The following is a 15,463-nucleotide window of genomic DNA, read 5'->3' as shown; positions in this document are numbered from 1 at the left end:
GGGCTCGCGATCGAACCTGGACCACCGTGTGGCAGCCGTGTTCATTCGGCATGTCCGGACATTGACCGACCATGCCTGCGGTTTTACTTGTTGTCGTCGTTCGGACGGAACGCGGTGGTCGCGTCGGCGGCCGGATCGGCGGTCTGCTCGCCACCGAACGGCTGCGGCTGGCCCGGCGACGACGGCTGCGCGCCGCCGTAGGTCGGCGCACCGAACGGCTGGCCCTGCTGCTGCCCACCGAAGGTCTGCGTCGCGCTCTCATCAGGACGCGGCGGCTGCGCCTGCGGCGCCGAGCCATACGGCGAGGGCTGCTGCTGCGGGGCACCGTACTGCTGGCCGTACGGCGACTGCTGCGGCTGACCGTAGGACTGCTGACCCGGCTGACCGTAGGCCGGCTGCGCCTGCGGCACCGACGGCTGGCTCTGCTGGCCGTACGGCGACGGCGACTGCGTCGGGTACTGCCCACCGGTCTGCGCCTGGCCGTAACCGGTCTGGCCGTAGGACTGCTGGCCGGTGGCCTGGCCGTAGCCCTGCTGGCCGTAGCCCTGCTGGCCGTACTGGCCGTACTGGCCCGGCTGCTGTTGCGGCTGAGCCGGTTTCGGCGCGGGCACCTTGATGATCCCCAGCCCGAACAGAAATGCCAGCACCAACAGCACGGCGACGACGAACGACAACGCGGCGACGACGAACGCGCCCCACTGCAGCTCGATGCCTTCACCCACGCTGATCAACGACACGACGACGCCGAGGAACGAGGCAACCGCGAGGGCGGCGGCGACACCGAGGGCATTCTGCTTGGGCAGCAACGACAGCCCGGCCAGCAAGGCAGCGGCCAGGATGAGCGTCGCGATCGCGCCGCTGCTCGACTCGAACATGCTGCCGGTCGAGGTCTCGCGCAGCGCGGTGAAGCCGACGTACGGCGCGAAGCCGAGCAGGAAGGTGACGACGCCGAGTCCGGCTGCGGCCGCGGTCAGAATGAACGGCAGCCCTTTGCCTTCCGAACCGGTCGCGGTCGATGGCGAAGCCGCGGCGGCTCCGGTACTCGGGCCCTGAGGCGCGGCGGGTGTCGCGGGTGCGTTGTACCCGGAGCCCCCGGTCGGGTATGACATGTCTCGTCGTCTCCTTGTCGAGTCGTGCGCATCGGTCGCGTCGAACTGACTGGTGCCTGATCCGCTACCTGACGCTACTGCACGCCACGGCCCCGGTCATCACCTACCGATGCAGGCTGTGGATAAACCACCGCCTGTGGATGAATCGACGAAGGCCGCCCAGGTTAAACCTGAAGGCGGCCTTCGACCGTGTGAGATATCAGATCACGCAGAGGCGATGGACGCCTTCTCCAGGATCTCGCGAGCGAGCGCGGCGGTCGCGGACGGCGTCTTGCCGACCTTCACGCCTGCGGCCTCGAGCGCGTCCTGCTTGGCCTGCGCGGTACCGCCGCCACTGGAGACGATGGCGCCGGCGTGGCCCATGGTCTTGCCCTCGGGCGCGGTGAAACCGGCGACGTAGCCGACGACCGGCTTGGTCACGTTGGCCTTGATGTAGGCAGCGGCACGCTCTTCGGCGTCGCCACCGATCTCGCCGATCATGACGATGATCTTGGTCTCGGGGTCCTTCTCGAACGCCTCGATGGCGTCGATGTGGGTGGTACCGATAACCGGGTCGCCGCCGATGCCGATCGCGGTCGAGAAACCGAAATCACGCAGCTCGTACATCATCTGGTAGGTCAGGGTGCCCGACTTCGACACCAGGCCGATCGGGCCCTTGCCGGTGATGTTGTTCGGGGTGATGCCGACCAGCGCCTCGCCGGGGGTGATGATGCCGGGGCAGTTCGGGCCGATGATGCGGGTCTTCTCGCCCTTTTCGACGTTGTAGGCCCACGCGTAGGCGGAGTCCTGCACCGGGATGCCCTCGGTGATGACCACGAGCAGCGGGATCTCCGCGTCGATGGCCTCGATGATGGCGTCCTTGGAGAAGGCAGGCGGCACGAACGCGATGGAGGTGTCGGCGCCGGTCTTCTCGATCGCCTCGGCGACGGAGGCGAACACGGGCAGCTCGATCTCGTTGCCGTCTTTGTCGGTGTGCTTGACCGTGGTCCCGGCCTTGCGCGCGTTCACGCCGCCGACGACGTTGGTGCCCGCCTTCAGCATCAGCGCGGTGTGCTTGGTGCCCTCGCCGCCGGTGATGCCCTGGACGATGACCTTGTTGTCCTTGTTCAGGAAGATGGACATGTTCGCTGTTCCTTACTTGGCGCTGAAGGCGAGTTCGGCGGCCTTGTCGGCGCCCTCGTCCATGGTCTGGGCCAGCGTCACCAGCGGGTGGTTGGCCTCGGCGAGGATGCGACGACCCTCTTCGACGTTGTTGCCGTCCAGACGAACGACCAGCGGCTTGGTGGCCGCGGCACCGAGCACCTCGAGGGCGCCCACGATGCCGTTGGCGACCGCGTCACACGCGGTGATGCCACCGAACACGTTGACGAACACGCTCTTGACCTGCGCGTCGCCCAGAATGACGTCCAGACCGGCGGCCATCACCGAAGCCGAAGCGCCACCGCCGATGTCGAGGAAGTTGGCCGGCTTCACGCCGCCGTGGTTCTCACCGGCGTAGGCGACGACGTCCAGGGTCGACATGACCAGGCCGGCGCCGTTGCCGATGATGCCGACCTCACCGTCGAGCTTGACGTAGTTGAGGTCGTTTTCCTTGGCCTTGAGCTCGAGCGGGTCGGTCGCGTCGACGTCGGCGAACTCGAGGTGGTCGGGATGCCGGTACTCGGCGTTCTCGTCCAGGGTGACCTTGCCGTCGAGGGCGAGGATCTCGTCGTTGGGGGTACGCACCAGCGGGTTGACCTCGACCAGGGTGGTGTCCTCGTTGACGAAGACCTCCCACAGCTTCTGGATGGTCACGGCCGCGGCGTCGAGCACGTCGGCGGGCAGGTGGCCCTTCTCCGCGATCTCACGGGCGAAGGCCAGGTCGACACCCTTGACGGCGTCGACGGCGATCTTGGCGAGGCGCTCGGGAGTCTTCTCCGCGACCTCTTCGATCTCCATGCCGCCCTCGACCGAACACATGGCCAGGTAGGTGCGGTTGGACCGGTCGAGCAGGAAGGAGATGTAGTACTCCTCCGCGATGTCCTTGGCCTCGGCGACCAGGAGCTTCTTGACGATGTGGCCCTTGATGTCGAGGCCGAGAATGTTCTGCGCGTGCGTGAACGCGTCTTCCGGGGTGGCCGCGTACTTGACGCCGCCAGCCTTGCCGCGGCCGCCCACCTTGACCTGCGCCTTGACCATCACGGGCTTGCCGATTTCCTCGGCAATGGCGCGTGCTTCTTCGGCCGTGTCGCAAACACGACCCTCGGACGAAGGCACTCCGTGCTTAACGAAGAGCTCCTTCGCCTGATATTCGAAGAGATCCATGTACTCACCGTCTCGTCTGCGTTGCTATGACAACGTCTTTGTTGGCGGGCCGACCCGCCGTAGCGACTGCTTGCAGGTCGCTCGAAATGGTCAGTGCGGGTCGGATCGGACTGTAGCTAGTCACGGGGAGGGCTAAACGACCACGTTCATAGTAAGTGGCGCAGGTCACGACCCATAACGGGAGCCCCAAAAAACCGCTGGCCAAGGCTACTGGCGAGTAATTTTTCGTCGTTTCGCGGCGCCTTGGCAGGTCGGGCCGCCTAAAGCCGGGACACCCCGGCATCTACTACGTTATGTCGTCGACAGACCTCACCCGGGATGCCGGAAAACGGTGAGATATTCCGTCGCGTTACGGTGACGAATGTCACACACGCGTGTAGGTTTTCGACCAGCGCTTGCCACTCTGCAATCGCTTCGTTACCGTCAATGCGGTCGAAGTCACAACCAGGTCACGGCAACCAGGTCACGACTGGCAAGTCAGGACTGAGGAGGACGACAAGCTTGAGGTACTTCAGTACTCGCTTGGTACAGCTGGCGATTCGGCACAGCCGATGAACCACCGCTCCACCCTCCCTGTCGAAGATCGCACCACCTCCGGCCCCCGTTACCGGTACGCCGACGAATACACATCGCACCCACAGGCCCGTCGAGCTCCCGCCGCATGGCCGCAGACCGACGACGCGTGGCGCGACCAGAACACATGGTCCGACGACGCGGCATGGACGCCCGCCGCGGACGAATGGACCGCGGACGAGTCCTATGACACCGGCACCGACTGGGCGCCCGCGGCCGAAGAGACCATCGCGGAGGAGCCACCCGCGCCGCGCCGCGCCGAACGACGCGGTGGCGCGCACCGCGTCCCCGCACCGCCCGCCGCGCTGAAAGGCCGCGCCGCGGTCATCGCCGTTGCCGCAGGCGCGGTTGTCGCCGCAGGTCAGGCAGCTATGGCCGATCCGGGCCAGCCCGCACACGGCATCGATTACGAGGCCGCGGGCCAGGTCCACGAGATCGCCGCACAGTCGATGAGCACGGCCGACATCGGCGACCCGGGCACCGGCGCGTCGCCGCAGGTACTCGACGCCACCGCCGTCGCCGACAAGAACCACTTCGACGACATCCTCGCCAAGGGCGCCAAGTTCGCCGAAGACCTCGCCGCCCAGGAATCCGCCAAGCTGCGGCCCCTGTTCGCCAAATTCACCTCGGGCAACTACACCTCCGGTTTCGGTGCTCGATGGGGCGTGCAGCACCTCGGCATCGACGTTGCGGGCCCGATCGGCACGCCGATCTACGCGGTCGCCGACGGCACCATCATCGAAGCGGGCCCGGCCTCCGGTTTCGGCATGTGGGTCCGTGTCCTGCACGACGACGGCACCGTCACCATCTACGGCCACATCGACACCGCCACGGTCTCGCAGGGCGAGCGCGTGATGGCGGGCGACCAGATCGCCACCATGGGCAATCGCGGCTTCTCCACCGGCCCGCACTGCCACTTCGAGGTCTGGCTCAACGGCACCGACAAGATCGACCCGGTCCCGTGGCTGGCCACCCGCGGCATCAGCCTAGGCTCCCAACGCGACTGAGCTGGCTGTTCCGCCACTCCGGGCATTTAGGCCAGACCTAGGTGCTGGGTGATTTGGGTTGGCGGCCGGCGGGGTGTTGTGGGTTGGGTTTGCTGTTGTCGGTGAGTTACCCATGTTCTTGCGTTGGTCAGTTGTTGCGTATTGGTGGTCGTTCTAGTGACCAGTCGCACGCTTCCGCTCTGTTAGGGGCGGGGTTAGCGTTGGGTATGGCTGGTACGACGAAGTACACGCAGTTCATTGGGCTCGCACCGGAATTGGTGTGGGGGGTGCTCGGGGATCTCGAGCAGTGGCCGGAGTGGAATCCGGGGGTGCGGTCGGTGCGGATGCACTCGGCGGTCGCCGTCGGTGCGACTGGCGAATATGTGCCCAATGGGAATTTCTCGGCGCGGATCCACGGGCGGTTCGGGAAAGCGTTCACCGTTACTACCTTCGAGCCCAATCGTGAGCTCGGGATCGAGCAGCCCGAACCCGCGGGCACCATGTACCTGACCTGGCGGCTGACCCCCTGCGACGGCGGTACCGAAATCACCCAGGAACTCCGCTTCGCCGGCCCGTCGGCCGCCGCGGCCCGCACCCTCGTCCGGCCGTTCATCGAAACCGATGCGCGCGTGAACTTCTCACGCCTGGCGCGGCTGGCCGGACTCGCCCCTACCGACGACGCGCTGAATGTCGTCATCGGGGGCGGCACCGGCGCACTCGGGCTCCAGATCGCCGCCGACCTGACCTGCCGCGGCCAGCGCGTCACCCTGCTGACCCGCCGCCGCAACCCGGATCTCCCGTTCCGCCAGACCGAATGGGACGGCCGCTCGGTCGGCGCCTGGTCCGCCGAACTGCGCGAACCCGGTCGGCTCGCGGTGATCAACCTGGCCGGAAAGCTGGTCGACTGCAGGCCGACCGAACGCAATGTCGCCGAATTACGCTCCAGCCGAGTCGATTCCACCACCGCCCTCGTCGCCGCGGCGAGTCTGCGCGACACTCCCGTCGACTACTGGGTCCAAGCCAGCACCACGGCCATCTGGTCGGATGCGGGCGAAACCCGGTGCACCGAAACAACTCCCCTCCCGGTCGGCCTCCCGCAGATGACCGGCGTCGCCCAGCCATGGGAGCAAGCGTTCGACCCCGCACGCGCCGACCACTGGACGATCCTGCGCACCTCCATCGTCCTCGACCCCGACGCCCCCGCCCTCAAACGCCTCGGCCAGCTCACCAAGGCCGGTCTCGGCGGCCGAGTAGGCCCCGGCGATCAGTGGTTCAGCTGGATCCACATCGAGGACTGGCTGGCCATCGTCCGCGCTGCACTCGGCCTCGACCCCACCGTCACCCTCCCCAACGGCATCCTCGTAGCCGCCACCGAATTCCCGGTCCGCAACAGCGAACTCATGTCCACCCTGCGCCGAACCCTGCGCCGCCCCCCAGCACCGCCAACCCCCTCGGCGATCCTGAAAGTCGGCGCGGTAGTCCTGCGCACCGACCCCGCCCTCGGCCTCACCGGCCGCCACGCCACCTCCGAAGTCCTCCACAAAGCAGGCTTCGACTTCAAATACCCCACCCTCGACAAGGCCCTAACCACCCTCCTCCCCCACTAACACACCGGCACACCCCAAGACCACCATGACCGCACTCCCCGCCACACCGTCCGACCCCAGGTCCGACATGACCGCACCCTCAGGCCACACCCGTAAACCCCAAGTCCCGCCATGACCGCACTACCAACCACACCGTCCACCCCAAAACCGCCATGACCGCACTCCCAACCCCCACCCGCGACCCCTGGGGAGCGGCGGCCACGAAGTGGCCGGTCCGCGGCCGGGTCGCCGGTTAGCGCTCGAAAGCGCTACGCCGAAGGCGTTAGTCTCGAGCGCTAACCGGCGGCCCTCAGGGCCGCGGACACGCGCGCGCCAGCGCGCCAATAAACACAGCGTCAAACCTGCCTGGGACTACCCGACCTCGGGCAATCCCTTACCGCCCCCCTACCGAACTGGCAGGCACATCCGTCGCGGTGCTGAGTCAGATTCCGGTCCCCTGCGCCAGCATCGGCCAAGACTCATGCAGGGCGTCTTGCCAGTACGACCAGCGGTGGGTGCCAACCGGGAGGAACTGATAGGTCGCCGGGATGCCGAGCGAGTCCAGCTTGGTCTTGAGGTTGCGCGAGCACAGGTTCGTTACCCCCTCGATGATGGCACCGACGGCGAGGTTGAAGCCACTTATCAGGCCACCGCCGTCCTGGGTGTAGTACTGCACATCATCTGAGGTCGGAAGGCCGCTCCCGCTCGAGATGTAGAGGTTCGTGCCGCGCAACTTCTCCGCATGAACGACAGGGTCGTTGGCTACCCAGGCGGGATCGTCGTCCGGGCCGTACATGTTCACGGTATCGCCGCCCGCCCAGGTCTCGACAGAGAACTTGATGGCCTGTCTACCAATCGGATCGGAGGTCTGCGCGCAGCCACTGTAAGCCGCGACAGACCTGAACAGTGATGGCGCTCACTGAACTTCCCCACTGACGCTCACCGAAATTCCCCATTTGCCCGTGTGGCTCCGCCGTGAAGGGCGGGCCTCCTCCGATGCTGGTGGTTACCACACCTGACCAGCACTTTCATTCGGAGGAGGCCCGCTTTTCCATGTTGACACGTGAGGAAGATGTGGAAATCAGCGCCCTACGAGCACGAGGCTGGACGATCTCCCAGATCGCCCGCCATACCGGCCGTGACCGCAAAACCATTCGCGCCTATCTGGCCGGGGAACGCACCCCCGGCGTGCGGAAAAGGCACCTACCCGATCCGTTCGAACCGTTCCTGGACTACGTCACCGCCCGCCTGGAAGAAGACCCACACCTGTGGGCACAGACCTTGATGGACGAACTCGAACCACTGGGGTTCGCACTGTCGTATCAGTCGCTGACCCGCAACATCCGCACCCGGGCACTACGCCCGGTCTGCCAAGCATGCCGGACCGCGACCGAACGCCCCAACGCGGTCATCCCACACCTACCCGGCAGCGAAACCCAGTGGGACTGGGTCGATTTGCCCAACCCACCCTCGTCGTGGGGGTGGGGCGCTAACGCGCACCTGCTGGTCGGTTCGCTGGCCCATTCGGGCCGTTGGCGCGGCTATCTGGCACCCTCGACCGATCAACCCCACCTGATCGAGGGCCTGGACCGCGTCGCCCGCGCCTTGGGTGGGCTGACCGGATCGTGGCGGTTCGACCGCATGTCCACGGTCTGCCACCCCGCCAGCGGGCAAGTCACCGCCTCGTTCGCCGCCGTCGCGAAGTACTACACGGTGGTCCCCGCGATCTGCCCACCCCGACGCGGGAACCGCAAAGGCGTCGTGGAGAAGGCCAACCACACTGCCGCGCAACGATGGTGGCGCACCTTGGCCGACGAGGTCACCGTCGAGCAAGCCCAAGTATCTCTCGGCAAATTCTGTTCGCTGCGCACCGACACCCGACTACGCGCCACCGCTGAGGGGCGCGCCAGCGTCGCGACTGTCGCTGCGCGAGAACCGTTGCGGCCCATGCCGACCGAGCCCTATCCAGCGATGGTTGCCGAGCCCCGGGTCGCGTCGCGTCAAGCGATGATCTCTTGGCGCGGCAACCGCTACTCGGTGCCACCGGAGTTTGCCAGCGCGACGGTGATCGTGGCACAACCTTTGCGCGGCAAGATCATCGATATCGCAACGACCGACGGGATCGTGATCGCCCGCCACGAACGCGCCACCGACGGACTCGGCGCGACGGTGCGCGACCACGGACACGTCGTCGCGCTCGACACCGCCGCGATGGCCGCGGCCAACTCCGGCCGACCTCACCGCCGCAAAGAACGCATCCCACCCGGGACAGCCGCCCGCGCGGCCGCCGCGGCGCTACGCGCTGCCGTCGACCCCGCGACAGCACAGGCCTCCCTCTCGGCTGCGGATGATCCCGCGGCCACCGTCATCGATCTGGGCGCCTACGAGCGCGCCGCCACCACCAGGAGCCGAAAATGACTGCCTCCGAACCGAAAAAGACTCGCCGCCGCGTCACGGCCGCGGTCGGCGCGGACGAGACCGCGACTCGCTACCAACAACTGCGGTCGCATCTGGCTACGCTCAAACTTCACGCTGCCGCCGAAGCATTGCCAGCGGTTCTCGAGCATGCCAGCGCCGAACAGCTTTCCCCGACAGCGACATTGGAGAAGCTGTTACGGATCGAGGTCGACGACACCGAAGCCCGCCGCCTGACCGGGCGGCTGCGGTTCGCTAACCTGCCGACCCCGGCGTCGTTGGAGAACTTCGATATCGATGCCGCGTCCGGGATCGATCGGCCGCTGCTCGACGAGCTCGCTACCTGCGGTTACCTCGAAACCGCGACGAACGTGTTGCTCATCGGCACCCCGGGCACCGGCAAGACACATCTAGCGACCGGGCTGGCCCGCGCGGCCGCGCACGCCGGCTACCGCACCTACTTCACCACCGCCGCGGACCTGGCCGCTCGCTGCCACCGCGCCGCGATCGAGGGCCGCTGGGCCACCACGATGCGTTACTACGCTGGCCCGACTCTGCTGGTGATCGATGAACTGGGATATCTGCCCTTGCCCGCGGAAGCGGCATCGGCGTTGTTTCAGGTTGTCTCGCAACGGTATTTGAAAACCTCGATCGTGATCACCACGAACCGGGGTGTCGGATCATGGGGTGAAATCCTCGGCGATAACACCGTCGCGGCGGCCCTATTGGATCGGTTGCTGCATCGATCGATGGTGATCAATCTCGACGGGGATTCCTACCGGCTCCGCGACCACCAGGCCACCGCGGAGAACCTCCGCCGAACGACGACCGGGAACCGGCAACCTCTATAATCGACACCGCTCACGGGTGGGGAATCTCGGCGAGCACAGGCGGGGAAATTCGGCGAGCGCCGTCAACAGACCCGGCTTCGCCTCTGCGAGTTGTAGTACCGAGGTTCCAGACGTGGAGAAGCCTGCCAGCGAGTTCAGCCCGGTCGAGCCGAGAGTTGCGTCGAGAATCGGAGGAAGCTCCTCGGTGAAGAAGGTTTTCCACTTGTTCAAGCCGAGGCGTGGGTCCTCTTTGTACCAATCGGTGTAGTAGCTGCCCCGTCCGCCGATCGGAAGGATGACATTGACCTGCTTGTCGGCGAGGAAGGTCAGCGCGTCCGACGAAACTTGCCAGCTCGCTGTGCCTTCGCCGGCGTCGAGGCCGCTGACTAGATACGCGTTCCCTGCGGGCTTGGATTCATCGACGGGACGCTGCACATCGACGGTGATGTCCTTCTGCATCGCCGCCGAGTACACCTTCAAATGCCAGGTGCGTCCATCCTTGACGATCGACGAGAGGGCCGATGCCTTCTCAGGTTCGGCCGTCGCGGCGCCGCCGAGTGCGGTTAGCGCCACGGCGGCGGCTAGGGCGGTCCCTACGGTCCGATTGCGTAGTGTGGAGAGCTTCATCGAGAAGTTGATCCAGTCCACGGGCCATTGCCGGCGCCGTCATCGCAAGTTGTCCCCACCCAGCCACGCCGGCGCGGGTGCGGCTATCAGGTCATCCGAAACCCTATGTCCTCGTTTGCGATCCGTTCGTTACCAGTAACGCGCAACCGCCCCACCATCACAACTTCACAATCGTCCGGCTGAACTGCGGAATCAACCGGATCTTCCCCGCGGACCCGAAGTCGATAGTCACCGTCGCCAGCGGACCGACCCCATCAGCGGCGACAACCCGCCCCAACCCGTACTTGTCATCGGTAACCCGATCCCCCACCGCGAGAACGAGTTCGGTGTTGTTCCGCTTCACCGCACCACCCGGGGCCGGCCTGCGTTCGCCGGATCCCCCGCGCACACCTGGCCGCTGATCCCAGCCACTCCCGCTGGTCCAATCCCGATCGAACCCGCTGTCCTCACCCCGGCGCCGCCCCCGCTGCACCGGCGAGACCACCGGCTCCAACCTGCGCCAATCCAGCAGATGTTGCGGAATCTCCTGCAGGAAGCGCGATTCCGGGTTCGACACCGGCTGCCCCCACCCCGACCGCACCACCGCACGCGAAAGATAGAGCCGCTGACGCGCCCGCGTGATCCCCACGTAGGCCAGCCGACGTTCCTCGGCCAGCTCGTTCGGATCACCCAGCGCCCGCATGTGCGGGAACTGCCCGTCTTCCCAGCCGGTCACGAAGACCACCGGGAATTCCAGCCCCTTTGCCGTGTGCAGCGTCATCATGGTGACCACACCCGTGCCCTCGTCGGGGATCTGATCGCTATCGGCGACCAGGGACACCCGTTCGAGGAATGCCGCCAGCGACCCCGGCTCCGGTTCACCATCGCCCGACTCCGGCACCAGCCCTTCCTCGCGCGCCGCTTCGGCGTTGTTGAACGCCTCGGAACTGAATTCACGTGCGACGCTGACCAATTCGTTGAGGTTGTCGAGCCGCGCGCCGTCCTGCGGATCGTCGGAGGCTTCCAGTTCGCCGCGATATCCGGTGCGGTCGAGCACCGCCTCGACCACATTGCCCACATCGGGATAGTCGCTGTCGGCCCGCTGACCGGCCACCCGGATCTCGTCGAGCAGGTCGAGGAATCCCGCGATGGCCCGCTGCGCGCGGGTATTGAGCAACGCGACCTTGCCATCGGCCGCATCACGCAGGGCCGCGGCGAAACCGATGCCGCGCTGTTCGGCGTGCACCGCCACGCAGGCCTCCGCACGATCGCCGATCCCGCGACGCGGAGTGTTGAGAACGCGGCGCACACTCACCGCGTCTTCGGGATTCTCCAGCACCCGCAGGTACGCCACGACGTCACGTACTTCTTTGCGCTCGTAGAACCGCACACCACCGACAACCTTGTACGGCAGGCCCATTCGGATGAAGATCTCTTCCAGCGCACGCGAATTGTTGTTGGTGCGATAGAACACCGCCACGTCGCCGTAGTTGGCATCGCCCGTGTCGACGAGCCGGTCGATCTCCTTGGCGACGAAGGAGGCTTCGTCGTGCTCGTTGTCGGCGACGTAGCCGGTGATCAGTTCACCCTCGCCGGAATCGGTCCACAGTTTCTTCTCGCGCCTGCCCTCGTTGCGCGCGATCACCGCGTTGGCGGCGGACAGAATGTGCTGGGTGGAACGGTAGTTCTGTTCCAGCAGAATGGTTTCCGCATCCGGGAAGTCGCGTTCGAATTCCTCGATATTGCGGATCGTGGCGCCACGGAACGCGTAGATCGACTGATCGGCGTCACCGACCACGCACAACTCGCTCGGCTCGACCGACTGCTCTTCCGCTTCGCTGTGATGCCCGACCAGCTCACGCACCAACACATACTGGGCGTGGTTGGTGTCCTGGTACTCGTCGACCAGCACGTGCCGGAACCGGCGCCGGTAGTACTCGGCGACCTGCGGATGGTTCTGCAGCAGCGCCACCGTCTCGCCGATCAGATCGTCGAAGTCCATCGCGTTGGCCGTGCGCAACCGCCGCTGGTACTCGGCGTAGACCCTGGCCACCAGGGCGGGCAGTTCGGTGTCGTCGGCTTCGGCGTCGGCGGCGGCCTTTTCCGGACCGATCAGTTCGTTCTTCAGATTCGATATGGCGGTCGACAGCAAACGCGCGGAATACTTCTTCGTGTCGATCTCGAAATCGCGGCTGATCATCGTGAGCAACCGCCGCGAATCATCGGCGTCGTAGATCGAGAAATTCGAATTCAAGCCGGGCAGCAGTGCCGCCTGCATCCGCAGAATGCGCACACAGCTGGAATGGAACGTCGACACCCACATACTGGCCGCGCGCGGGCCGACCAGCCCGGCGACCCGTTCCCGCATCTCGGCGGCGGCCTTGTTGGTGAAGGTGATGGCCAAGATCTCACCGGTGCGCACGCCACGCGCCGCGAGCAGGTACGCGATCCGGCGGGTGAGCACCGCGGTCTTGCCCGAGCCCGCGCCCGCCACGATCAGCAGCGGGGAACCCGCGTGCATCACCGCGGCACGCTGGGGCGGGTTGAGCCCGTCGAGCAGTCGCTCGATCTCCTCGGCGCGCTGTTGTTCGCGCTCCTGGCGGCGCTGCGACTGTTCGGCGCTGTTCCTGGCCGCCGCCTGAGCCAGCGCGGACGCGCCGGTGCCACCACTGTCCCGGGGCGGTAGCGCGGCACCACCCGGCGCGGGCGCTGGTTCGCTGGGATCGGTGGCTGAGGCGTGGGGAGCGACCGTGATATCCATCGTCTGTCCACGCTACCGGCGGGCACCGACAAGCCGCGAACCGCCGCCGCCGCGGTGACCGGCCGACGACGGCACGGCAAACCATGACCAGGTCGACGCGGGCCACACCTGGGAACGTTCTCAGCGAATTCCTAAACAGAACTATTTTGCCTACCTACCGGCCCGTGGCAGACTGGCCACATGATCAGCGCTTCTCCGCATGCCCGGATCGGCTGCCGATCCGATATCGTGACGGTGCGTACGATTTGTCGCGCACTCCTGGGGGGATCAGGTACCGCCCATCGGGAAAGTTTCAGGGTGACGGAACAGATCGGGTAACAGGCCGTTCGGTTTGACCGATCCAAGTTCTGACACGAGGAGATGAATGATGAGCACCCCCGCTACGACCACCGGCTCCGATTCGGCCTTGCCGCAATCCGAAGCCGAGATCGACAAGCTCCGCCTCGAGATCGACCAGCTCGACGCAACGATCCTTGCCGCGATCAAACGCCGCAGCGAAATTTCCCGGATCATCGGCCGCACCCGCATGGCTTCCGGCGGTACGCGCTTGGTACACAGCCGCGAGATGAAGGTGCTCGAGCGCTTCAGTGAGCTCGGCCAGGAGGGGCACACCCTCGCCATGCTCCTGCTGCGCCTCGGCCGCGGCCGTCTCGGCCGCTAGACAACCCCACAAACCACGCGGCGGACCAGCCAGTTCGCCGCTTCCAAAAAGCCGCCCCGGGTGCGACACCATCCCCGGGGCGGTTATTTTTTTGGCCCGGCTCAGGTCAGGGCGATGTATTTGGTGTTCAGATATTCCTCGATGCCCTCGGTGCCGCCCTCGCGACCGAAGCCTGATTCCTTGACGCCGCCGAACGGGGCCGCGGGGTCGGAGATAACGCCACGGTTGACGCCGACCATGCCGCTTTCCAGCCCCTCCGAGATGCGAAGCGCGCGGTCGAGGTCGCGGGTGAAAACGTAGCTGACCAGCCCGTATTCGGTGTCGTTCGCGGCGGCGACGCCCTCGTCCTCGGTATCGAAGGCGACGATCGGGGCCACCGGGCCGAACACTTCCTCGCGCAGGATGCGGGCGGTCGGCGGAACATCGGCCAGGATCGTGGCCGGGTAGTACCAGCCAGGACCGCCGGGGGCCTTGCCGCCGATCAGCACTCGCGCGCCAACCGAAACAGCATCGTCGACCAGGTCGCTCACGATCTCGCGCTGGTCCTCGCTCACCAGCGGGCCGAGCGTGGTCGCGGAGTCGGTGCCGGGGCCCATCACGACGGTGTCGGCCATCGCGGCGACGAACTTCTCGGTGAACTCGGCGACCACGCCACGCTGCACGTAGAATCGGTTGGCCGCGGTGCACGCTTCGCCGCCGTTGCGCAGCTTCGCCTGCATCGCACCGGCCACAGCGGCGTCGATATCGGCGTCGTCGAACACGACGAACGGCGCGTTGCCGCCCAATTCCATGGACGTGCGCAGCAACCGGTTCGCGGACGCCGCAACGAGTTTCTTGCCGACTTCGGTGGAGCCGGTGAAGGTGAGCTTGCGCAGCCGCGGATCGTCGATCAGCGGACCCGTGACAGCACCGGAACGCTGCGTGGTGACCACCGACAGCACCCCGTCGGGCAGGCCCGCTTCGCTACAGAGCTTGGCCAGCGCCAGCATGGTCAGCGGCGTCGCCGAGGCGGGTTTGACGATCATCGTGCAGCCTGCCGCCAGCGCGGGCCCGATCTTGCGGGTGCCCATGGCCAGCGGGAAATTCCACGGCGTGATCGCCAGGCACGGCCCCACCGGCTGCTTGGCGACCATGATCCGCCCCGTACCCGACGGCGCGTTCAGATACCGCCCGTGAATCCGCACCGCCTCCTCACTGTTCCAGCGGAAGAACTCGGCGCCATAACGCACCTCGTTGCGGCTCTCGGACAGCGCCTTGCCCATTTCGAGGGTCATCAACAGCGCGAATTCCTCCGCCCGCGCGGTCAATTGCTCGAACACCGTTCGCAGGATCTCGCCCCGCTCCCGCGAGGGTGTCGCCGCCCACCCCTGTCCCGCCGCGACGGCCGTGTCCAAGGCTAGCATCGCGTCCTCGGGAGTAGCGTCTGCCACCTGGGCGATCACCGCCCCGTCGGCCGGATTGCGCACGTCGAAAGTCCCACCCCCGGTGGCCTCGACGGGTCCGGAGCCGATCCACAAACCCTTCGGTACGAATTCGAGTACGTCGCGTTCAGACACTGTCCCGCCTCTCCGAGAATTTAGCGCGTCGTCCGGGAGCACTGTCCCGCCTCTCCGAGAATTTAGCGCGTCGTCC

12 protein-coding genes are annotated in these 15,463 nt (G+C 66.4%); 5 read left to right on the top strand and 7 right to left on the bottom strand.

Annotated features, from left to right (window positions below; all coding sequences use genetic code 11):
- Positions 1-83: 83 nt before the first annotated feature.
- From ACTWPB_RS11305 to sucC, 3 genes are all read right to left on the bottom strand, one after another.
- Entirely contained in the window at positions 84-1,109 is a 1,026-nt protein-coding gene (locus ACTWPB_RS11305) for a DUF5336 domain-containing protein (protein ID WP_446225609.1), read from the bottom strand.
- Between the two features lie 204 nt (positions 1,110-1,313).
- A complete protein-coding gene (sucD, locus tag ACTWPB_RS11300; RefSeq protein ID WP_056814017.1) occupies positions 1,314-2,231 on the bottom strand; it encodes a succinate--CoA ligase subunit alpha in 918 nt (305 codons plus the stop codon).
- A 12-nt stretch (positions 2,232-2,243) separates the two neighbouring features.
- Positions 2,244-3,413, bottom strand: a complete 1,170-nt coding sequence (gene sucC / locus ACTWPB_RS11295) for an ADP-forming succinate--CoA ligase subunit beta (RefSeq protein WP_378993279.1) — start codon at positions 3,411-3,413, stop codon at positions 2,244-2,246.
- A gap of 551 nt (positions 3,414-3,964) precedes the next feature.
- On the opposite strand from sucC, the gene ACTWPB_RS11290 reads away from it, so the two are divergent.
- Positions 3,965-4,993, top strand: coding sequence for a M23 family metallopeptidase (locus tag ACTWPB_RS11290; protein ID WP_446225608.1), 1,029 nt, complete (start codon positions 3,965-3,967; stop codon positions 4,991-4,993).
- A 206-nt stretch (positions 4,994-5,199) separates the two neighbouring features.
- Positions 5,200-6,579 (top strand): DUF1731 domain-containing protein, encoded by a 1,380-nt coding sequence (locus ACTWPB_RS11285; RefSeq protein ID WP_446225607.1) that lies wholly within the window; start codon positions 5,200-5,202, stop codon positions 6,577-6,579.
- Positions 6,580-7,000: 421 nt separating this feature from the next.
- On the opposite strand, the gene ACTWPB_RS11280 is transcribed toward ACTWPB_RS11285, so the two are convergent.
- Complete coding sequence (locus ACTWPB_RS11280) at positions 7,001-7,414, bottom strand: hypothetical protein (RefSeq protein WP_446226303.1); 414 nt, start codon at positions 7,412-7,414, stop codon at positions 7,001-7,003.
- A gap of 197 nt (positions 7,415-7,611) precedes the next feature.
- Between ACTWPB_RS11280 and ACTWPB_RS11275 the strand changes: the two genes are divergently transcribed.
- On the top strand, positions 7,612-8,976 hold the full coding sequence (locus ACTWPB_RS11275; RefSeq protein WP_446222570.1) for a Mu transposase domain-containing protein: 1,365 nt from the start codon (positions 7,612-7,614) through the stop codon (positions 8,974-8,976).
- Positions 8,973-9,824 carry an IS21-like element helper ATPase IstB gene (gene istB, locus ACTWPB_RS11270; protein WP_446222571.1) on the top strand — a complete coding sequence of 284 codons (852 nt, stop codon included), beginning with the start codon at positions 8,973-8,975 and terminating at the stop codon, positions 9,822-9,824. Before ACTWPB_RS11275 ends, istB begins: the two co-directional genes overlap by 4 nt.
- Here istB and ACTWPB_RS11265 read toward each other — a convergent pair.
- Both ACTWPB_RS11265 and ACTWPB_RS11260 read right to left on the bottom strand, forming a co-directional pair.
- Positions 9,819-10,451 carry an alpha/beta hydrolase gene (locus ACTWPB_RS11265; RefSeq protein WP_446225606.1) on the bottom strand — a complete coding sequence of 211 codons (633 nt, stop codon included), beginning with the start codon at positions 10,449-10,451 and terminating at the stop codon, positions 9,819-9,821. The two genes, istB and ACTWPB_RS11265, sit on opposite strands and share 6 nt — an antisense overlap.
- Positions 10,452-10,587: 136 nt before the next feature.
- Positions 10,588-12,930 carry a UvrD-helicase domain-containing protein gene (locus ACTWPB_RS11260; protein WP_446226302.1) on the bottom strand — a complete coding sequence of 781 codons (2,343 nt, stop codon included), beginning with the start codon at positions 12,928-12,930 and terminating at the stop codon, positions 10,588-10,590.
- A gap of 607 nt (positions 12,931-13,537) precedes the next feature.
- Between ACTWPB_RS11260 and ACTWPB_RS11255 the strand changes: the two genes are divergently transcribed.
- A complete protein-coding gene (locus ACTWPB_RS11255) occupies positions 13,538-13,831 on the top strand; it encodes a chorismate mutase (protein ID WP_056816138.1) in 294 nt (97 codons plus the stop codon).
- Between the two features lie 101 nt (positions 13,832-13,932).
- Here the strand turns inward: ACTWPB_RS11255 and ACTWPB_RS11250 are convergent, their stop codons facing one another.
- Positions 13,933-15,387 carry an NAD-dependent succinate-semialdehyde dehydrogenase gene (locus ACTWPB_RS11250; RefSeq protein WP_446225605.1) on the bottom strand — a complete coding sequence of 485 codons (1,455 nt, stop codon included), beginning with the start codon at positions 15,385-15,387 and terminating at the stop codon, positions 13,933-13,935.
- Positions 15,388-15,463 lie beyond the last annotated feature (76 nt).

Source organism: Nocardia sp. IBHARD005 (genome assembly GCF_052814245.1).
The sequence above is the reverse complement of the archived record's forward strand: the minus strand, read 5'-3'. Positions and strand labels throughout refer to the sequence as shown.

Excerpts from the sequence above, each read along its gene's own strand:
- ACTWPB_RS11305 (WP_446225609.1), bottom strand. The coding sequence starts at position 1,109 with ATGTCATACCCGACCGGGGGCTCCGGGTACAACGCACCCGCGACACCC.
- sucD (WP_056814017.1), bottom strand. The coding sequence starts at position 2,231 with ATGTCCATCTTCCTGAACAAGGACAACAAGGTCATCGTCCAGGGCATC.
- sucC (WP_378993279.1), bottom strand. The coding sequence starts at position 3,413 with ATGGATCTCTTCGAATATCAGGCGAAGGAGCTCTTCGTTAAGCACGGA.
- ACTWPB_RS11290 (WP_446225608.1), top strand. The coding sequence starts at position 3,965 with ATGAACCACCGCTCCACCCTCCCTGTCGAAGATCGCACCACCTCCGGC.
- ACTWPB_RS11285 (WP_446225607.1), top strand. The coding sequence starts at position 5,200 with ATGGCTGGTACGACGAAGTACACGCAGTTCATTGGGCTCGCACCGGAA.
- ACTWPB_RS11275 (WP_446222570.1), top strand. The coding sequence starts at position 7,612 with ATGTTGACACGTGAGGAAGATGTGGAAATCAGCGCCCTACGAGCACGA.
- istB (WP_446222571.1), top strand. The coding sequence starts at position 8,973 with ATGACTGCCTCCGAACCGAAAAAGACTCGCCGCCGCGTCACGGCCGCG.
- ACTWPB_RS11260 (WP_446226302.1), bottom strand. The coding sequence starts at position 12,930 with ATGCACGCGGGTTCCCCGCTGCTGATCGTGGCGGGCGCGGGCTCGGGC.
- ACTWPB_RS11255 (WP_056816138.1), top strand. The coding sequence starts at position 13,538 with ATGAGCACCCCCGCTACGACCACCGGCTCCGATTCGGCCTTGCCGCAA.